The sequence below is a fragment of the Chryseobacterium sp. FW101-FHT12H09 genome, assembly GCF_058790395.1.
Genome location: NZ_JBYTCP010000003.1, coordinates 619818 through 635291, shown reverse-complemented (window position 1 = coordinate 635291; position 15474 = coordinate 619818). Strand labels below are relative to the sequence as shown.

Annotated in this window: 13 protein-coding genes; 12 read left to right on the top strand and 1 reads right to left on the bottom strand. The window is 31.6% G+C overall.

What is annotated here, in order from left to right; translation table 11 throughout:
• Positions 1 to 23: 23 nt before the first annotated feature.
• Positions 24 to 332 carry a helix-turn-helix domain-containing protein gene (locus AC3WRL_RS13680; protein WP_214831596.1) on the bottom strand — a complete coding sequence of 103 codons (309 nt, stop codon included), beginning with the start codon at positions 330 to 332 and terminating at the stop codon, positions 24 to 26.
• Between the two features lie 96 nt (positions 333 to 428).
• Here AC3WRL_RS13680 and AC3WRL_RS13675 point away from each other — a divergent pair, with 96 nt between their 5' ends.
• From AC3WRL_RS13675 to AC3WRL_RS13620, 12 genes are all read left to right on the top strand, one after another.
• Complete coding sequence (locus AC3WRL_RS13675) at positions 429 to 968, top strand: hypothetical protein (protein WP_492330525.1); 540 nt, start codon at positions 429 to 431, stop codon at positions 966 to 968.
• A 257-nt stretch (positions 969 to 1225) separates the two neighbouring features.
• Positions 1226 to 2770: a T9SS type A sorting domain-containing protein gene (locus tag AC3WRL_RS13670; protein ID WP_492330524.1), complete on the top strand. Its 1545-nt coding sequence runs from the start codon at positions 1226 to 1228 to the stop codon at positions 2768 to 2770.
• A gap of 7 nt (positions 2771 to 2777) precedes the next feature.
• The gene (locus AC3WRL_RS13665; RefSeq protein ID WP_492330523.1) at positions 2778 to 6164 is read left to right on the top strand and encodes a DUF5977 domain-containing protein; all 3387 of its coding nucleotides are present in this window, start codon (positions 2778 to 2780) and stop codon (positions 6162 to 6164) included.
• Positions 6165 to 6187: 23 nt separating this feature from the next.
• Positions 6188 to 9910, top strand: coding sequence for a DUF6443 domain-containing protein (locus tag AC3WRL_RS13660; RefSeq protein WP_492330522.1), 3723 nt, complete (start codon positions 6188 to 6190; stop codon positions 9908 to 9910).
• Positions 9907 to 10587 (top strand): hypothetical protein, encoded by a 681-nt coding sequence (locus tag AC3WRL_RS13655; RefSeq protein WP_492330521.1) that lies wholly within the window; start codon positions 9907 to 9909, stop codon positions 10585 to 10587. Before AC3WRL_RS13660 ends, AC3WRL_RS13655 begins: the two co-directional genes overlap by 4 nt.
• A gap of 378 nt (positions 10588 to 10965) precedes the next feature.
• Entirely contained in the window at positions 10966 to 11754 is a 789-nt protein-coding gene (locus AC3WRL_RS13650; RefSeq protein ID WP_492330520.1) for a Hint domain-containing protein, read from the top strand.
• The gene (locus tag AC3WRL_RS13645; RefSeq protein ID WP_492330519.1) at positions 11755 to 12369 is read left to right on the top strand and encodes a hypothetical protein; all 615 of its coding nucleotides are present in this window, start codon (positions 11755 to 11757) and stop codon (positions 12367 to 12369) included.
• Positions 12370 to 12615: a hypothetical protein gene (locus AC3WRL_RS13640; RefSeq protein ID WP_492330518.1), complete on the top strand. Its 246-nt coding sequence runs from the start codon at positions 12370 to 12372 to the stop codon at positions 12613 to 12615.
• Positions 12616 to 12626: 11 nt separating this feature from the next.
• Entirely contained in the window at positions 12627 to 13178 is a 552-nt protein-coding gene (locus tag AC3WRL_RS13635; protein ID WP_492330517.1) for a hypothetical protein, read from the top strand.
• A gap of 93 nt (positions 13179 to 13271) precedes the next feature.
• Complete coding sequence (locus AC3WRL_RS13630) at positions 13272 to 13616, top strand: hypothetical protein (RefSeq protein ID WP_492330516.1); 345 nt, start codon at positions 13272 to 13274, stop codon at positions 13614 to 13616.
• Positions 13617 to 13621: 5 nt separating this feature from the next.
• Positions 13622 to 14110, top strand: coding sequence for a hypothetical protein (locus AC3WRL_RS13625; RefSeq protein ID WP_492330515.1), 489 nt, complete (start codon positions 13622 to 13624; stop codon positions 14108 to 14110).
• Positions 14111 to 14780: 670 nt separating this feature from the next.
• Positions 14781 to 15452 carry a hypothetical protein gene (locus AC3WRL_RS13620; protein WP_492330514.1) on the top strand — a complete coding sequence of 224 codons (672 nt, stop codon included), beginning with the start codon at positions 14781 to 14783 and terminating at the stop codon, positions 15450 to 15452.
• The last annotated feature ends 22 nt before the right edge of the window (positions 15453 to 15474 follow it).

Sequence of the window (15474 nt, the reverse complement as noted above, 5' to 3'; positions counted from 1 at the left end):
ATCAAAAAAAATCCCAACTTTCGTCAGGATTTTCTCTTATTTTGATTTTTAAACTCTTTTTGTAAATAATCAATTTCAGTTTCGATATTCTTTAATTCTTTGTCTGATATTTTCGTAAATAAAACTAACATATCAATTTCAAAAAAATTGCAGAATTTAACAAGACTTTCTATTGTTGGATTAGTTTCAGCTCTCTCAATTCTGCCAACGTGATTACTTGATAGATTGAGTTCATTTCCAAGTTGGAACTGTGAAAGTCCTCGCTTTAGCCTATGTAATTGAATAAGCTTTCCAATTTGAAATTTTAATTCTTCTACTTCCCATTTATACATCTAGTAAATTTTGGGCTTTCTAAAGTTTTTCATCAACACATATATGTTGTTTTGTTGTTTTTTTATTACATTTATAAAAATAAAAAATACAAACACATGAAAAAGAATATAACAGACTTCGAAACCCGGTTTTGGGCAGAGCATAAAAAGCGCTCCGGATTACAGCTAATGGAAACCTATTTTAAGTTCAATGAACTGGCTGTATCCAAAGAGAGGTTAAACAGCATTATGAATTACGCGGTAAAGAGGGATCGTTGGATCAAAGAAGATTCTTCCGTTATCTTTCATTTTTACCAGTCAATGCGGTCATTTGTGCGTGCTGGCTATCTCATCATGCTCAAAGAAAAGAAATGGAAAGTGAATACCCAATTAGAAAATATCTCTCCATTGCTTCTCGGTTTGCTTTCGGAGAAGGAATACCAAAACCCTCTATTGGTATTTAAAAAAGCATTCAAAGAATACAGCATCACGGAATTTGATTATTTTATGTCCGGGATGGTTTATTTCTCATTGGGAACTTATGATCATGTCCCGGAAAGAAATATGGTCAGCCCCTACATCCATCTGACTAAAATGCTGGATGCGGCACACCTCATTCTTGAAAGGAGCGGGAAGAAAGTAGATACAGCGAACTAAAAAATTACGGAAAGAAACGGAACAAGGAGGGTGATAATTATGAAACAATGATTCCACCAATTTGAAAAGACTTGTAATACGACGTATTCTGTCGCTATGCTATCCTAATTTTGTACTGTATAAAACGTAACCGTTTGAAAATGAATATAAAAATATGATGAAATTCATATTAATTTTTTTTAAAGTAAAATTAATAAGTATTAAAAAGTGTTAAATTTGCAGGCTTTGAAAAATCAATTAACTAAAAACATAAATAGATGAAAAAACTCTACATTGGTGCTTTTACTATGTGCACAATTCTGAGCTCAGCTCAGGAAATAGTCTGGGAGAAAAACATTAAATCCAGTACACAGGATTTTCTTAGTCAGGTTACGACAACCATAGATCAGCAATATCTGATTACGGGAAGTGCTATTCAGGGAGGTAGCCTTCGAGGACCTCAGGCTACATCGAAGCAGAATAATGGATACGATTTTCACTTGGTGAAACTGAACCAGCAGGGAGATCAGGTTTGGGAGAAATATTTTGCAGGAAATAATCATGATTATCTTTCTTCAACTGTAACAACGCAGGATGGAGGATCGCTTTTGGGAGGCACCTCGTACTCAGGAAAAGGTCTGGATAAAAAAGAAGATTCCAAAGGTGGATCAGACATTTGGCTGATCAGAATCAATGAATTAGGTGATGAATTATGGCAGAAAACTTTAGGAACTTCTTCTGATGAAGAAGCCAGAGCTGTTATTCAGACTACAGATCTTGGATTTTTTGTAGCAGGTAATGTTCAAAACAATTCTAAAGGTTACGGATCAAAAGATATCTTAATCATCAAACTTGATAAAAACGGAAAAGAGATTTCACAACTTGTTTTAGGTGGGAAAGGGCTTGATGAGGTAGAAAAAATGATACCAACGAAAGATGGTGGAGCATTACTGGGTATTTATTCAAGAAGTGGTATCAGCGGATCAAAACAGACTGAGAACTTTGGAGAAGGTGATTATTATATTATTAAAATAAACAAAGAGGGCAGAGTAGAATGGGAAAAGAATTTTGGCGGAAAAGGTGATGATCATTTAAGAACACTTGCTTTAACTTCAAACGGATATATTATTGGAGGTGAAAGTCGTTCTGAGCGCTCAGGAAATAAAACAGTTGGGATTGAAGAAGGAACTGATGTATGGTTAATCTCTTTAAATGAAAGGGGTGATGAGCAGTGGCAGAAATCTTACAATTTTAAGAACAGAGATGTTTTAATGGGAATGAGCGCAATTCATTCCGCAGATGATAAAACGAAAGGAGTTTTACTTGGTGGTTATACTCAGGCCGAAGGAAGAATAGAAGCTGATGATGAGAAATTCTGGATGCTATATCTGGATCAAAATGGAAATGAACAGTGGAGGAAACATGTGGAAGGGGAATCCAGAAAGAGAGAAGAAAGGTTATCTGATATTAAGCTCAACAGAGATGGTTCAATCATTCTAGCAGGAACCAGTGCAGAGGAATTAGGAAAAGAGAACTGGAAGATTATCAAACTAGGTGACAAACAATTGGATCAGTTAATAGTGAAACAAGATATTAAAATTTATCCAAATCCGGTTTCTGATTATGCTTATGTAGAAATAGGTTTTGATTTTAAAGATGCTGATATTACTCTGTATGACATGGGAGGAAGACAATTACAGAATTTGAAAACTAAGAATAAAGTGACTAAAATAAATACTCAACCTTTAATACAGGGAGCATATTTGGTAGTCATCAAAACGGATACTAATAAAACGGCTAACGCTAAACTCATAAAGAAATAAATTAATAATGAGAAAAAAGAATATTTATAAAATTTTATCCATAGTTGGGGTACTATTTTTTGGAAGTTTGAAAAGCCAAAATGAACCAATAGAACTTCAAAAGAATGATTACCTTACTAATTCTGAAACTAATTTTCATAGTGGTATTCCTAACATAAATTTACCTCTTACTAATTTCCCGTTAGCATCTAGTATTAATGTTGGAGTGTCATTATCCTATTCAACAGAAGGAGCATCTGCATATAAACTTATAAGTGATGTAGGAAGAGGATGGAGTCTTCAATATGGCGGAAATATTTTTAAAAGTAAGGTAAAAGATGAAAAAGACTATGAAGATAGAAATAATTCTACAGAGGCTATTTCAGAGGTTTACTACTATAACTTTTTGGGAAATAGCGGAAGATTTTATATAGATAAAGATCAGACCACAAATAAATTAATTGCTGTACAGATACAGCCTTCAAAAAATAAAATAACAGTTGCTAAAGATGATACTAAACCAAATAAAATCTTATCGTTCTCTATTACTGATGAAAATGGAAATAGCTATTTATTTGATAAAGTAAATATTAGTAAAATTCGTGTTGGACTTGATTCATCAATTCCAGAAGCACCATTAAATACTAAACTTGTTAATACTGCATTTTTATTATCTACAATAAAGGATAATAAAAATCAACAAGTAGCATCGTTTGAATATGAGATCACTACAGAATTAATTACTCAAGCAATTGGAACTTTGCAGGAGTACAAAATAAAAAAGATTAATATCAGTAACCAGGGGAGTATTGAATTTAAATATGTATCTAACCCTACCGCTCATTCGTTGAAAAATAAAGGAAATACTGATTGGTATCAAATGGATAAATTGATAGTAAAGGACAAAAACAATGTAATTGTCAGCCAATACGCCTTTTTACATACCGTTTCTGATAGAAATTTTTTGGATGAACTTGCCAGCTTGGATAAAGATAATAACGTTATCCAAAAGCATTCTTTTGAGTATAATAAATTAATTGGATTGGATCCAGATATAGTGAATAGCGTAGATGGCTATGGGTATACCAATCTATACAATCCTTGTAGTCTAGATAACGGAGCTTTAATGAGACCCAATTCTACCAATCCCAAAACAGTAAGTATAAATACATTAAAAAGCATAAGTCTACCAACAGGAGGAAGAATTGAGTATGAGTTTGAAAGTAATTCTATAGATATAACAGGTCGTGCTTTTGAGGACTACTGCGTATATAATAGCTGTTATGAATATTACGATGTGGATAAAATTTACACACTGGATTTTGATAGCTATCAAAATTCCCCTAATAATAATCCTAGCCTTCCTAATGGTTATACCCGTTTTTTTACAATTTTTAATTATTCATTGTACCCTTATCCTCCACATAAACCAGATGTTTCGGATGAAATAAATTATGATCTGATTAATAGTAATAATTCCATAATCCCTTCCGAGCCATATTTAAATTCGGCAAGTGGCTATGCATGTACTGATATAAAGTCTTACAGTAACTTGACTGGGATGGCAAAAATATCATTTACTGGGGCAAGAAGGGGTCAGGGAAAGTTAGAGTTCTATGGGGTTAAAGCAGTACGAAAACATAAAAATATATTCGGTTACGGATTAAGAATCAAAAGTGTAAAAAATTATGATGCTGGTTCAACAACACCATCTAAGTGGATGAAGTACGAATATAATAGATTTTCAGATCCTTTAACTTCTAGTGGAGAAACGATTGAAGAAGACTTAATGGGAGATCCAACACTTTTAGATCAAAACGTAAAACCTGATAAAACAATAGGATACGCTAATGTCAAAGCTATTAATATGTTAGATAATAGTTATACTAAATATACTTTTTATGATGCAGAAGAATTATTCAATTTAGCAGGGCTAAACTATACATATATAGACTTTGGAAGCTATTTAAGAAGAATGGGGCTGTTAAAACAGAAAGAGGTGTATGGGATAAATAACAATCTTTTACAAGAAACTGGATTTTCATACCAAGCCGAAACTTTACCTATCAGTAATATTAAGCATGATGGAGTAGCCGTGCAAAAAACTTTTATTAAAAAAGAAACTAAAACAGCTAAAGACTATATTAATGGTAGTACCCAAACAGTAATAAATACAGTTGAAAATAATTATGAAAACCAATATAATAATCTGATATATAGTAAAGAAACATTGTATGATGGATCAATAGTTGAGAAAACTTTCAAATATGCAAAAGAGAAGAATATTCAAAAACTGATCAATGCCAATATGGTAGGAATAGTTTTGGAGACTGAAGTAAAAAATGATGGGAAAGTGATCAGTAGAATAGAAACTAAATTAGATGATGCTTCTACACTCTATCCAACTTCAACATTAATGTATAATGTTCCAAACCAGAGTGTTTTTAAGAAAATTGCTTTTAATAATTATGATGATAAGGGAAACTTAAGAGAACTTTTAGCGGAAAATAAAATTCCAACCGCTACTATATGGGGTTATTATCAAACACAGCCAATTGCCGAAATTGTTGGCGCTACATATGCATCGGTTTCCAATCTTACTTCAGTTAAAGCCGCTATCACTGCATCAAATGCAGATGCTGATAATCCTGCCAACGAGAATGCGCTACTTCTAGCATTGGACAATGTGAGGAAAGATATTGCTTTAAAAAGCTATCAAATCACTACTTATACCTATGATCCCTTGATTGGAATTACTTCTAAAACGAGTTCATCTGGAGCACGAGAAGCTTATGTTTATGATTCATCTCATAGGTTATCAAAAATTCTGGATAAAGAAGGAAAAACTTTGAATACTTACGACTATCATTATTCTCCGCCACTTTTTGCCAATGATGAAATGGCTCAGGAATACAGGAGAAATAATTGTGTTGCCGGATTTTTCCCTCAAAAATATATGTACACTGTTCCAGCGAATAAGTATTTCTCATACACCAGTAAGGTTGATGCCAATCAGATGGCTTACAATGACGTTCTTACAAATGGACAAAGTGTAACTAATCAAAATGCAGGATGTGTACCAATGGCTTGTACGGTTGTCAAAGGATATGATATTGCAACATTAAACAGCGCATCACTTACAATGCCTAATACATCCAACTTCAGACTTCAAATGAGCTTTCCTTTTAATAGTAGTCTTTCATGGGGTGTTGGACAGTCTGTAGGGAAAATAAACGGAAATTGCATAACAAGTAGTGATAGTACTTTCAAGGGAAGGGTTGTGAATTATGGTGCGTGGAAAATTACGATTTATCAAAATGGGAATATTGTAGCTCAGCTTACAACAGGTTCCTCATCTATTCCAAATGGAACAATTGTCAATTTCGATGTTACACTACCGATAGATCCTTTTTAGATTATTAATTACTAAGAAAAATCATGAAGAAAATAATATTTATCGGAGGATTACTACTAGTTTCAGTCCAATTGACTGCACAAAGTATAGCGCCCTCTACTACAAAAAATTATATATATACTAAAGACTGCTTAGATGCAGACTGCACCAAAAAAGCAGAAAGCGTTCAGTATTTTGATGGAATGGGAAGATCTAAACAAATTGTTGCTATTAAGGCTTCTCCTTCCCAGAAAGATGTGGTTACACATATAGATTATGATCAGTATGGAAGACCTACAAAGTCTTATTTACCAGTTCCTCAAACGGGAACACAAAATGGGGCCATCTATGACAATCCTCTTAATAATGCAGTAAATCCTGATATTTATGGGGCAGAGAAAATTTATTCTGAGCAGATTATTGAAAATGCTCCACTAGATAGGGTTAAGCAAAGCTTTGGTACTGGAAATGCATGGTCAAATAAACCTGTAAACTACAGTTATAATACCAATACTTTAACCAATGAAGTGAAAAAGTACACTATTTTCACAACATGGGTGGAAAACAGGACGGAGTCTCGTTTGGATTTTTCGGGCTATTATTCAGTGAATAACCTTATAAAAACTTCTGTGAGCGATGAAGATGAAAATACTACCATAGAATATAAAAACGGAAAGGGACAAACTGTACTTATAAGAAAAAATGATGGAACAAAAGATGTAGATACATATTATGTTTATAATGAGTACAATCAACTAGCCTATGTAATCCCACCATTAGCGTCAGTCTCTACGACCATCTCACCATCTGCTTTAAACAATCTTTGCTATCAGTACCGTTATGACGATTTGGGAAGGCTGGTTGAAAAGAAAATACCGGGTAAAGGTTGGGAGTATATGGTTTATGATAAGCAGGATAGATTGGTTTTAACACAGGATGTCATATTAGGAACTGTCAATAACAGCTTTAATAAAAAAGGTTGGATGTTTATCAAATATGATAAATTCGGAAGGGTGGTTTATACAGGATTCTTTGGTAGTACATCAACAAGATCAACCCTCCAAACACAAATCAATACTTTGTCTACCAATTTGGTAAATAATGAAGACAGAAGTACGACTCCGTTTACATTAAGCGGAATGGATGTATATTACACCAAAAGTGCTTTTCCTACAACTGGTATGACCCTATTAAGCGTTAGTTATTATGATACCTATCCTCTTGGCACACCAGCTATTTCCTCCCCAATTTTGGGTCAGGATGTATTATCACAGGATGCACAAAATTCTTCAATTAGTACAAAATCACTACCAACAGCTTCTTATATAAAGAATATTGAGGATGACAACTGGACGAAGAGTTTTGTTTGGTATGATACAAAAGCAAGACCCATTGGAAGTCATTCTATCAATCATTTAGGGGGCTATACTAAAACAGAAACTCTATTGGATTTTGCGGGAGTTCCACAAAAAACCAATACTTACCATTTAAGAAAAACAGGCGAATCTGGAGTAACGGTAAAAGAACGTTTTGTATATGACCCTCAAAATAGATTAATTCAGCATTTTCATCAGGTAGATGACAAGGCAGAGGAGCTCTTAACTGAGAATACATACAATGAACTTTCCCAGGTAAAAAATAAAAAAGTGGGAAACAATCTTCAAAGTATAGATTATGCCTACAATATCAGAGGTTGGCTGACTGATATTAATAAAGACCAAATGGGAGTTGCCAATTTGGGAGGAAAATTGTTTTCGTACAAAATCAAATACAACCAGAAACAAGGTATTGAAAATCCTGATACGGTACTATTTCCAAATAAGAACGTAAAGGCAAACTACAATGGGAATATTGCAGAAGTAGATTGGAGAACGGTAGAAACTATCGGAGTAAATCCATCCATGACACCAAAAAGATATGGGTATGCTTATGATAAACTGAACAGGCTTTCAGCAGGTTATTATCAAAATCCAAATAACGCCTACAGTAAGGAAAATACAGAATCATTGGATTATGATTTAAATGGCAACATCTCAAAATTGTACCGGACATCTGTCATTCAAAGCGGAAACCCTGCAACAGTAATAGATAAATTAGAATATATCTACTCGGGAGGAGATAATAAAGTAACCAATATCAAAGATTTATCCAATAATCCAACCGGATATCAGGGTGGTGGAAATATCATTAGTTATGATCTCAATGGTAATATGATCGATATGCCAGATAAAGGTATAGATGTGATTAAGTACAATTATCTTAATCTCTCTAATTCTGTCCATTTAAATAGAAATGGCATTGAGGACATTAGTATTAATACAAAATACAGTGCGGATGGAACAAAGCTGAGAAAAGAAAATATCACGACTATTACAAATTTTACAGGTTTTACAACCGTAAAAACCACTATTGATTATCTGGATGGTTTTCAATATTCAAAGGTTGAAAGTCCTAATACAGGCGGAGGCGGAGATCCGGAAATGCTTTCTTCGTTGATGATGTCAAAAAGAGCTATGCAACCGGAGGCCTTTTCAATAGATGAAGAGAAAACATCGAGCGCGGCAAGTTTAAAAACAGATGATCTGCTATTTTTCCCAACATCTGAGGGATTTTATGATTATATAAAAGATCAGTATATTTACCAGTATTTTGATCATCTCGGAAATGTGAGGTTAAGTTTCGCAAGAAACAGCGCAGGAGGTCTTGAAATTACGGATTCCAACGACTACTATCCATTTGGGATGAACCATTTAAAGACCGGAAATTCTTTTTTCTCTCCTAGTGCCTATAAAAGTTACAAATTTGGAAGCAAAGAACTACAGGAATTTGGGGCTTATGATTTTGGAGCAAGAATATATATGGCAGATATTGGAAGATGGACTGCCTCTGATCCAATGGCTGAACAAAATCCCAGCCTTACACCATACCGTTATGGCTTTAATAACCCCATCATGTTTACAGATCCAAATGGAATGCTGGAGCAGGCTTTAATAGATAGAATGTGGAGTCTAGGTGCAACTACATGGTACAATACAGGAGATGGTTTGGAAAGTGAAAGCAATATCAAACTAGGGTATGATGGAAGTTATCTAAGTCTCAATACTTCCCTTGATCCTCAGGGCGGTGGCGGTGGCGGAACCAATAGTTCTGGTGAAGCATATATCAATATACCCGCAATAAATCTTATAGGAGAGCATTTTAAGTGGGGCCAAGCTTTTCAAGATACTTTTAACGCTTATATGAGTAAGTGGAATGGGGATGATGGTGCTTATGGTGCAATACAAAATTTTACTTCTTATATTGCAAATTCTTTAGGAGGTCTTATTGGAACTACTAACGAAAAATTTTTTAGTTTTTCAGGAGGAACGAATGATCCTGATAAAGAGACTCTTAATAAGCTAAGACCAAGAGATGAAATTGAAGCTAATAATATGTTTGAATATATATTGAACGGATATGGAAGAGCATTTAAATTAGTAAATGTTAGACCTGATCGTTTTCAATTAGGAATTGATATGGCATCCCTGAGTTCACTTTCATATGGTTTAAACTATAATCAAAATTCAATGGATGTTAAGGTGACGTCTTTAGATTCTATAAAATATACGGGGTTTACGCGTCAAAAAGATACAACCATATTCTATGGGGATAATTACGGTGATCTTGATAGGGCTTATAAACCAGTATTAGATAGTTCTTACAATAGAGATATTAGAAATTTTAATAGTAGAGTGCCCAGTAAGTACAGAATAAATAAAAGAAGATGAGAAATAAAATAATTACTTTAATTATACTAGCTATTTTAATAGTAGAATGTAAAGATCATAAAAAGCCTTTAGGTATAAAAGATGATATAAAAAGTTTATTTAGTTTAAACAATTATAACATAAGTAAAAAACAAAAAATTAATGATTCGATTGTCCAATATGAAGGCGAAAATGAAAGATTTTTGATAAAAGGAAAATATAATTATTTGAAAAAATATAAGACAGGTTGGTGGAATGTATATGATAAGAGATCAAAAGAAAAATATTTAGATATTGAATTTTATAGAGATTATTATAAAGCTACAGAATTAAATAATCAAATTATTTTTTATAAAAAAAATAAAATAGATATATCCAATAGTAAATTTTATACAGTTCAATATACTGAGAAAACTTTATTATATAATTTTTATTGTCCCCAAAGTGCTGATCAAAGCTATTCTGCAAAAATTAATGTTGGTATAATTTCTAATGAAAAGCCGTTACTTTACCCAACAGGTTTTGAATGCAAGAAAATCTTAAATGGTAATTATCAATATTCTTTAGACCTGTCAAAATATCAAAATAATAAGAGCCTCAATATGATAGGTTCCTTTTCAGAGTACTCAATAAATAAAGGTAAAAATGAATTAGGAATTAATGAAATTATTTTAGACGATGTCATAGCAATTAAGTAGATTTCTAGGTTTGTACAAATACTTTTATGAGATATTTTTTTATTTATAACAACATTGACAATTTTTTCTTGTAAAAATAAACAAGAGAAAATCAAGTTATCAGATATTACTAATGAAAATAATTATAAAATAACTACCCCATGCTGGCGCGAGCGTCACGCTCGTGTCCGAATAAAGATTAACAATCTATAAATAAATCCGAGAAGGTATGCTTTCTCGGATTTTTATTTATGATATTTAAAAGTTAAGTGAGTATGAAAGTGGTTTTGTAACAGAACCTAATGGATGGAAATATAGTAGTGCAAGAAATTACTATAATGGTGATCAGGAGATTTTGGAAATAGATTTAAATTTGCAATATGAGAATGGGCAACGAGCGTGACGCTCGCGCCAGCGTGGGGATTAAGTCGATATTTCTGTGGACCTTTAGGTAGATTAACCAACGGATTAATAAAAATCTGTTTTACAGAAGGAACATTAGTAGCAATAGAAAATGGCACAAAAAAAATAGAGGATATAAAAGAAGGTGATCGGGTATGGAGTTACAACGAGGAAACAGGAAAGAAAGAACTTAAAAAAGTTGTAGAATTATCCCATAATACTTCTTCTTCATTAGTGAAGGTTTTAGTTAATGGTACCGAAATTACCTGTACTCCAGAACATCCATTTTATGTAAATGGAATTTGGATAGAAGCCAAAAATCTTATGGAAGGAATGCTTTTGACCAATCTAGATGGAAGGACTTCTCCGGTAGAATCTATTAAGTTTTTGGACAGTAAAGTAAAAGTCTATAACTTTGAAGTAGAAGACAACCATAATTATTATGTTTCTGAGAAAGGGATTTTGGTGCATAATACATGTTGGACAGAAAGACTTGCAAGGTTTATGGAATATGCTGCAAATATTGAAACTAAATCTCTTACCTCGCAAGAAGCAACTATTAATCACTTAGAAAATGTATTTAAAATGTTAGATAAAACTAGTACAGATAATGTTGTCCTTAAGTTAGTAGGAGAAAACGGGAAGAATATTGAGCGAGGTCTTAATGGATCTAAAATTATTTGGCAAGATGGAAAATCGGGTGTTAGAAATTATACCGAAGTATTTCTTGATGGCGGTTTTCAAATAATTAGAAATGGTAAAGTTGTATTAAGTAAAGTTAAATAAATGATAGAAAAGCTTAAATATGCATTGTTTAGTATACCTAATTATATTAAATATATTAAGTATTTTCAAACTGATGACAGTATAACAGTATATTATTATAATGTAATTGTTGTTGCGACAAATAATGAAATTTCAGTATTTTATGATCCTGAAGAACATTTTGTGACTAAAGGTTTAAAATACTTGGATAAAAATAGTACATTAAAATTTTTCACCGATATTCCTTCTGCTATTGATTATATGAATTATCTATCATTAGTTACATCAGATATCAGATATACATTGTATCATTATTTTTTATTTAAATCAAATGAATCAGGGATAGATTATAAATCTCTTTCATTTGTACTTACAGGAAGCTATCCAAATTATTCAGAAGAAAATTTAAGTATTCGTTGTGATTTAGGAGACTTAGTTGTAAAAGAAAAAAAAGTAAAATACAACTGTTTAATTATTTTTAATAATGATGGGTCTTGTCGATTTTCTTTTTATCCAGAAGAACCAGCATGGAACGAAGAAAAAATATGTCCCCAAAGGGATATTGATAAAATTATAGAATATATTCTTAATCTCAAAGTTGATAATTACGATGATATCCCATTAATAGAATCATAAATGAAAAAAAAGAGTAGTCGAAAGCTACTCTTTTCTTATTATCTTACAAAGATATATTACAAGAAGTTTGCTCTACGTATTGGTAAAGGTGAAGAAACTATTGGAACTTCTGCACAAGGAGCCAAAGAAGTAATATTAGATTTCGGAAGAGCAATTAATCAATCGGGAACAACAAATCAAGTAAGAATTTGGATGAATGAGTCAGGCACCGCTATTAGGAGCTTACATCCATATTTAGGTCGATAATAAATTATAACATGAAAATAAATAAAAACAAAGAACTTTTTGGCTTTCAGCCCTATGAATTCACAAGCTTTTTAGAAGGAAACTCTATAATAAGAGGATATAAATACAAGGAAAAATTTGTATGTGATCTATTAATATATGAGGAAAAAGGACATTGTTATAATTATGAAAATGAAAATATTAATTTTTACAGTCCAACAGAAATTAATGAACATGGAATGTTTTTCTTTAAACTGAAAAATAAGTTTTTATTTACAGAAAATGATAATTTTCAATTCTTTACAAATTTTCAAATTGATAAAGTGGATTTAGATATTATAATGATTGAAGCTATTGCAAAAGAGAGTAATAATAAATATTACTGGACATATTCAACAATGGATTTTCTAATTGAAACTACAAATAAAAGATCCCAAGATATATATTTTGATTATTATCCTAGCGAGATTGCTTTTGTTTTAAATAGGTTTTTATTATTAAAGAATATTACAAAAAGTGATATAATAGATAAGCTCCAATCTATAAAAACAGAAGAAAATATAATTTCTGGACTTTATAAATAATTAAGAGAGAGTTATTTCATTTTGAATAACTCTCTTATTTAAAATTGAAATAGAAGACAATCATAACTATTATGTTTCTAAGAAAGGGATTTGGTGCATAATGATTGTAAACTAACTAATGAACTTTTAAGCTATGTTGGAAAATATGCACAAGTTTTTGATGGTAGTGTAAACATGGGTTGGTTAGCTGGTGATATAATGGAAGTACAAGTTAATGGTATTGTAAGAGCTAATAATGCTCCTAAAAATGCAGTATTTAAAGCATTAACAGAAGGAGCTGAAACTATGGCGAAAAAATATGGAATGAGTGAGGTTAGAATACAATTCAATATGGTAATGAATCAAAACCTCAAGCATAATCCTTTGTGGGCTAGAGAGTATGGCTATTTCTTTAGCAGAGAAGGGGATACTGTTTTTTGGGAAAAAGTTTTACATTAATATTTATGAATACAAAAGAATTTAAAGATAAAGCACTTGAGATCAGTCTTAAATGTGTAGATAAAGAACCAAACGATTGGCTTACTTTTAATGACAATATAAATACTAAATTATTGGATGACGACTATGAATCCAAATTTGTATTATTAGATAAAAATGAATTACCTATTCTAGATTGTAATTTAAATAACTCATATTTATTAGTAACAACTGAAAGAGTTGTTTCAATAATAAATAACAATTATGATGAGGTTTACTCTAAAGATTTTGAAGGATTGTGCAATGATTATGAAAAATTTAATTACAAAGGAGAAAATAATCAAAATCCTAAAACAAATTTTATTTGTATAAAGAAAGCTAATAAAACAAAATTATTAGCAGTGTTAGATTCTTATTATCCAGCATTTTTTTCTAAGATGTTAATTTGCAATGTATTATTATATAAAAAAGAAGGAAGATGGTTTTTAAATCCAAGCAAAAAAAACTATGAATAAAAATATTTTGATAAATTAAATAATACCGTAAAAGAGATTGATTTTAGTCAATCTTTTTTTATTTAAAGGATAATGAACGAAGCCCCGTTGCCGCACGAATCCTTTCGTGTGGCATTTTATTCTAATCAATTTAAATAAACTATTTCATTTTATATCTTTACCTAAAACATATATTGATGAGTAGAAATTATAAATTCCATAATCCGGAAGGATTATATTTTATAAGCTTTGCTGTGGTGGGCAGGTTAGATGTATTTATTCGGAATGAGTATAAAGAGCTTCTGCTAGAAAGTTTAAGATCTTGTCAAAAAAGAAAAGGTTTAGAAATTCCCCCCATGCTGGCGCGAGCGTCACGCTCGTGTCCGAATAAAGATTAACAATCTATAAATAAATCCGAGAAGGTATGCTTTCTCGGATTTTTATTAATGATATTTAAAAGTTAAGTGAGTATGAAAGTGGTTTTGTAACAGAGCTTTATGAATGGAAATATAGTAGTGCAAGAAATTACTATAATGATGATCAGGAGATTTTGGAAATAGATTTAAATTTGTAATATGAGAGTGGGCAACGAGCGTGACGCTCGCGCCAGCGTGGGGAGATAAAACAGATGCATATCAATCTTTCTTACCTAATAGTAAAAATCCATCCTTAATAAAAAGATATAATTATTATGAAAATACACAAAAGCCAAATTTGTTACGTTTATTTTTGCTTTATCGTTCTACTTACAAATAGTTGCGGTGTAAAAACTTATGCCCAAAGCAAAAAAAATATAGATGGTTTTTTTGAAAAGGAGAAATTAGACTCTTATACTTATTGCTTAAAAAGTTTGGAAGAGGATGAAGAGTACAAGTATTTAAAAAATAAAAATGATACAATGATGATTAATCTATATAATAGAAATTGTCTGTCTGCTGTGGAAAGATATGATTTTTTCAAAAAGAACAGTTTGAAATTAGTTGATTCTGTCGCTGAAGATAATAAATCAGATTTTGTTATTATTAATATAATTTTAAAAAGCCTATCACGTCCCAATCCTGTCTTAACAGTGATAAAGCTCAAAAATGAAAGTAGATATTCTATAATTCACAATGATTATGCATATGATGAAAATAAACAAATGTCTTATAGAGTATCTGATTCATCATTAGCAGGATATAAACCTGAGAATAATTTTAAAGAACTTGAAGCTTATTTTTATAATAATGTACCAAGTGATAAAATATTTGAAACCTTTAAAGAGGCTGAAAAAAAATATAATGATTTCAATACATATTATATAGTTGCGAGAGTTTCAGGAAAAATTATTACTAAAAAATTGTTCTTTGCAGATCATAATTAATTGTGAAATATTTTCCATGCTG